Origin of the sequence: Streptomyces alkaliphilus, assembly GCF_014141535.1 — a bacterium.
Lineage (GTDB): Bacteria > Actinomycetota > Actinomycetes > Streptomycetales > Streptomycetaceae > Streptomyces > Streptomyces alkaliphilus.
This window is the reverse complement of record NZ_VKHT01000543.1, coordinates 1-3,540: the sequence shown is the minus strand read 5'-3', so window position 1 is coordinate 3,540 and position 3,540 is coordinate 1. Positions and strand designations below refer to the sequence as shown.

General features: G+C 76.0%; 3 protein-coding genes and 1 pseudogene. All 4 read left to right on the top strand.

Features of this window, described 5'->3' with window-relative positions; all coding sequences use genetic code 11:
• Positions 1-521: pseudogene (locus tag FNQ90_RS16385) on the top strand (hypothetical protein); the annotation flags it as partial.
• On the top strand, positions 518-1,468 hold the full coding sequence (miaA, locus tag FNQ90_RS16380) for a tRNA (adenosine(37)-N6)-dimethylallyltransferase MiaA (protein WP_182607066.1): 951 nt from the start codon (positions 518-520) through the stop codon (positions 1,466-1,468). The pseudogene FNQ90_RS16385 and the gene miaA, both read left to right, overlap by 4 nt.
• Before the next feature lie 141 nt (positions 1,469-1,609).
• Complete coding sequence (locus tag FNQ90_RS27475; RefSeq protein ID WP_228471301.1) at positions 1,610-2,242, top strand: hypothetical protein; 633 nt, start codon at positions 1,610-1,612, stop codon at positions 2,240-2,242.
• 73 nt (positions 2,243-2,315) lie between these two features.
• Positions 2,316-3,242, top strand: coding sequence for a diaminopimelate epimerase (gene dapF, locus FNQ90_RS16370; protein ID WP_182607065.1), 927 nt, complete (start codon positions 2,316-2,318; stop codon positions 3,240-3,242).
• The last annotated feature ends 298 nt before the right edge of the window (positions 3,243-3,540 follow it).

The following is a 3,540-nucleotide window of genomic DNA, read 5'->3' as shown; positions in this document are numbered from 1 at the left end:
GGGAGGTCACCGGGACCGACGCCGGGGGCGTCCCCGTGCCCCCGCCGATCTCGGGCCTGGTCCTGCCCCCGGACCTCTCACCGGAGCGCTGCCGGGAGGTGGGCCGGGAACTGGTCGCCGGCGGGCCCGATGACCGGGTGGCCCTGTTGGTCATGGGGGACGGCAGCGCCTGTCGGGGCCCGCGGGCCCCGGGCTGGCACGACGACCGGGCCGAGGGGTTCGACGCCGGTGTCTCCGCCGCCCTCGCCGCCGTGGACACCGCCGCCCTGGCCGCGTTGGACTCAACCCTCGCCGCGGAACTGCGGGCCGTCGGCCGACCCGGGTGGCAGGTGTTGGCCGGAGCCGCGGACGCGGGGGCCGCGGCCCCCGCCGGGGAGGGAGAGCTGCGCGGCGAACTCCTCCACGACGACGCCCCCTACGGTGTGGCCTACCCCGTCGCCATCTGGCACCGCGACGGGGAGCGCCCCGAGCGCCGATCCGGGCCGGGGGAGGCGGACACTTCTGCGAGACTGATCGGATGAGCAGCCCGCCCCCCGCCCCGTTCCGGGTCGTCGCCGTGGTCGGCCCCACCGCCGCCGGCAAGTCCGACCTGGCCATCGCCCTGGCCCACCGCATGGGCGGCGAGATCGTCAACGCCGACTCGATGCAGCTGTACCGGGGCATGGACATCGGCACCGCCAAGCTCCCCCCGGAGGAGCGCGGCGGTGTGCCGCACCACCTGCTCGACGTGTGGGACGTGCGCCGCACGGCGACCGTCGCCGAGTACCAGCGGTTGGCCCGGGCCGAGATCGACCGCCTGCTGGCCGCCGGCCGGGTGCCGATCCTGGTGGGCGGCTCCGGCCTCTACATCCGGGGTGTTGTCGACGAACTGGACTTCCCCGGCACCGACCCGGCGGTCCGCGCCCGGCTGGAGGCGGAACTGGCGGAGTTCGGCAGCGGTGCCCTGCACGCCCGCCTCGCGACCCTCGACCCCGCCGCCGCCCGGGCCATCCTGCCGGGCAACGGCCGCCGGGTGGTGCGGGCCCTGGAGGTCATCGAGATCACCGGAGGCACCTTCACCGGCCGCCTCCCGGGCCCCGACGGGGACCGTTCCCACTACCCGACCCTGCACATCGGCATCCGGGTCCCCCGGCCGGAACTGGACCACCGCATCGCCGAGCGGGTGGACCGGATGTGGCGGGCCGGGCTGGTGGAGGAGGTCCGCCGGCTGGAGGCCGAGGGGCTGCGGGAGGGCCGTACCGCCTCCCGGGCCCTGGGCTACCAGCAAATCCTCGCCGCGCTGGCGGGGGAGTGCACCGAGGAGGAGGCCCGCGAGGAGACCGTCCGGGCCACCCGCCGCTTCGCCCGCCGACAGGACAGCTGGTTCCGCCGGGAGGCCCGGGTGCGGTGGCTGGACGGGTCGGCCGGGGCGCGCGGGGAGCTCACCGCCGCCGCCGGGGCCCTGCTCGAACCGTCGGTCACATCCTGATCACGTGATGGCATCGGGTCGCTCCGGAGGCCGGGGCGCTCCCTTCCGCCGTGCCATCATCGAGCCATGCCGATGTTGCACCGGTAACAGTCGGAAACTCGGAAGCGTGATCCGTCGTGCGGGTAGGGAGGGCATGAGGCGATGGAGGCCGGCCCTCGCGGGACCAGTGGACGGGCGACCGGTGTCGGGGAGCCCGACCGGCCCTCGGCGCACGCCGCGGAGTCCCGTTCCGTTCCCGATGACCCGCGGTCGGGCCACGCCCCGACCGGGTCGACCGAGTCGGGGGAGACCGTCCCCTTCCCGCGAACCGAGCCGACCGGCGGCCCACCGTCCGGCGACACCGACGCGACGCGTTCCCCGGCCGGCCCCCCGGGCGACGGGACGGACGGCGACCGGACGGATGGGGACATCCGCGACGACGGGGACGAGCAGGGCGACGAGTCCTACGCCGAGCTGCGTCCCCAGCGCCGGATGCGCCTGCTCCAACTGGCGCCCATCGTGCTGTTCAGCCTCCTCGGCTCCCTGATGTTCGCCTTCCCGCTGGCCTTCGCCTTCGACGAGGCGGGAGCCGTGGTCGCGATGCTGGGGCTGCTGATCGGGTGCAGCGCCGCCGGCTGGGGCGTGATCGCGGCCCGCCGGGTCGGCTACACCTGGCCGGGCCTGCCGCCACCCGGCTCCGGGCGGCGTCCCGACTGGCGGGTGCTCCTGCTGTACGCGGCCGGACTTGTCCTGCTCGCCCTGCTGGCCGCCCACCGGGTCGCCGGCCTGCGCTGAGCCCTTCCGGCACCGGGTCTCCCGGCTGCCGGTCGCCTCACCGTGCCCGGCGCCCGGGCCGTACGATCGAGCCGTGAGCAGCGCACCCCGCCCGGTGCCCTTCCTCAAGGGGCACGGCACCGAGAACGATTTCGTCATCATCCCCGACCACGACGGTCTCCTGGATCTCCCGCCCGCCGCCGTCGCCCGGCTCTGCGACCGCCGCGCCGGTATCGGTGGCGACGGTCTGTTGCGGGTGGTGCGCTCGGCCGCGATCGAGGAGGGGCGGTCGCTCGCCGACACCGCCGAGTGGTTCATGGACTACCGCAACGCCGACGGGAGCGTCGCGGAGATGTGCGGCAACGGCGTGCGGGTCTTCGCCCGGTACCTGCTGCGCGCCGGCCTGGTGAAGGAGGGGCTCGTCCCGGTCGCCACCCGGGCCGGTGTCCGACGCGTCCACCTGACCGCCGACGGCGACCCCACCGTGGAGATGGGCCGCGCCCGGCTGCCCGGCGGGCCGGACGAGACGATCACCGTGACCGTGGGGGAGCGTGTGCGCCCCGGTCGGTGGATCGACATGGGCAACCCGCACGCCGTGGTCTTCGTCGACGACCTCGCTGACGCCGGTCCCCTCACCGAGCCGCCCGCCGTCGCCCCCGCGAGCGTCTACCCGGACGGCGTCAACGTGGAGTTCGTGGTCGACCGCGGACCGGCGCACGTCGCCATGCGGGTCCACGAACGCGGCTCCGGCGAGACCCGGTCCTGCGGCACCGGCGCCTGCGCCGTCATGGTCGCCACGGCCCGCCGCGACGGGCGGACCCCCGAACCGGGCGCGCCCCTGCGCTACACCGTGGACCTGCCCGGTGGCAGCCTCGTCATCACCGAGGACGCCGACGGCGGGATCACCATGACCGGCCCCGCCGAGATCGTCGCCGAGGGCGTCCTGGACGCCGACTGGTGGGCCCGGTCCCGCCCCGCCCCTGCGGACACCGGGAGCGCCGGCCCCGGGACGGGTGCGTAGCGCGCCCCGTGCCGGGGCTCCCGGGGCACCCGGGGTGGGGAATACCCCGGGTGCCCCTCGGCGTTACCCGGCCGTCGGACGATCGATTTCGGCCGGCTTCGCCGCCCCCCGGGTCACCCGTGGGGGTGATCCCCGGCCATCGGGGCGGCCCGGCGACCCCACCCGCCGGCGGGCTCGGTAGCATCAAGCACCGGCACCGCTGCGGAGGTCACGGGAAACACCGGATCGCACCGGGCCCGGGGCCGGTCCCACGACCGAGCCCGCGGAGGTCCCATGACCACAGAGGTGACACCCACCC

What these genes read in the sequence shown, in the direction of transcription:
- miaA (WP_182607066.1), top strand. Translation starts at nt 518, where the DNA reads ATGAGCAGCCCGCCCCCCGCCCCGTTCCGGGTCGTCGCCGTGGTCGGC.
- FNQ90_RS27475 (WP_228471301.1), top strand. Translation starts at nt 1,610, where the DNA reads ATGGAGGCCGGCCCTCGCGGGACCAGTGGACGGGCGACCGGTGTCGGG.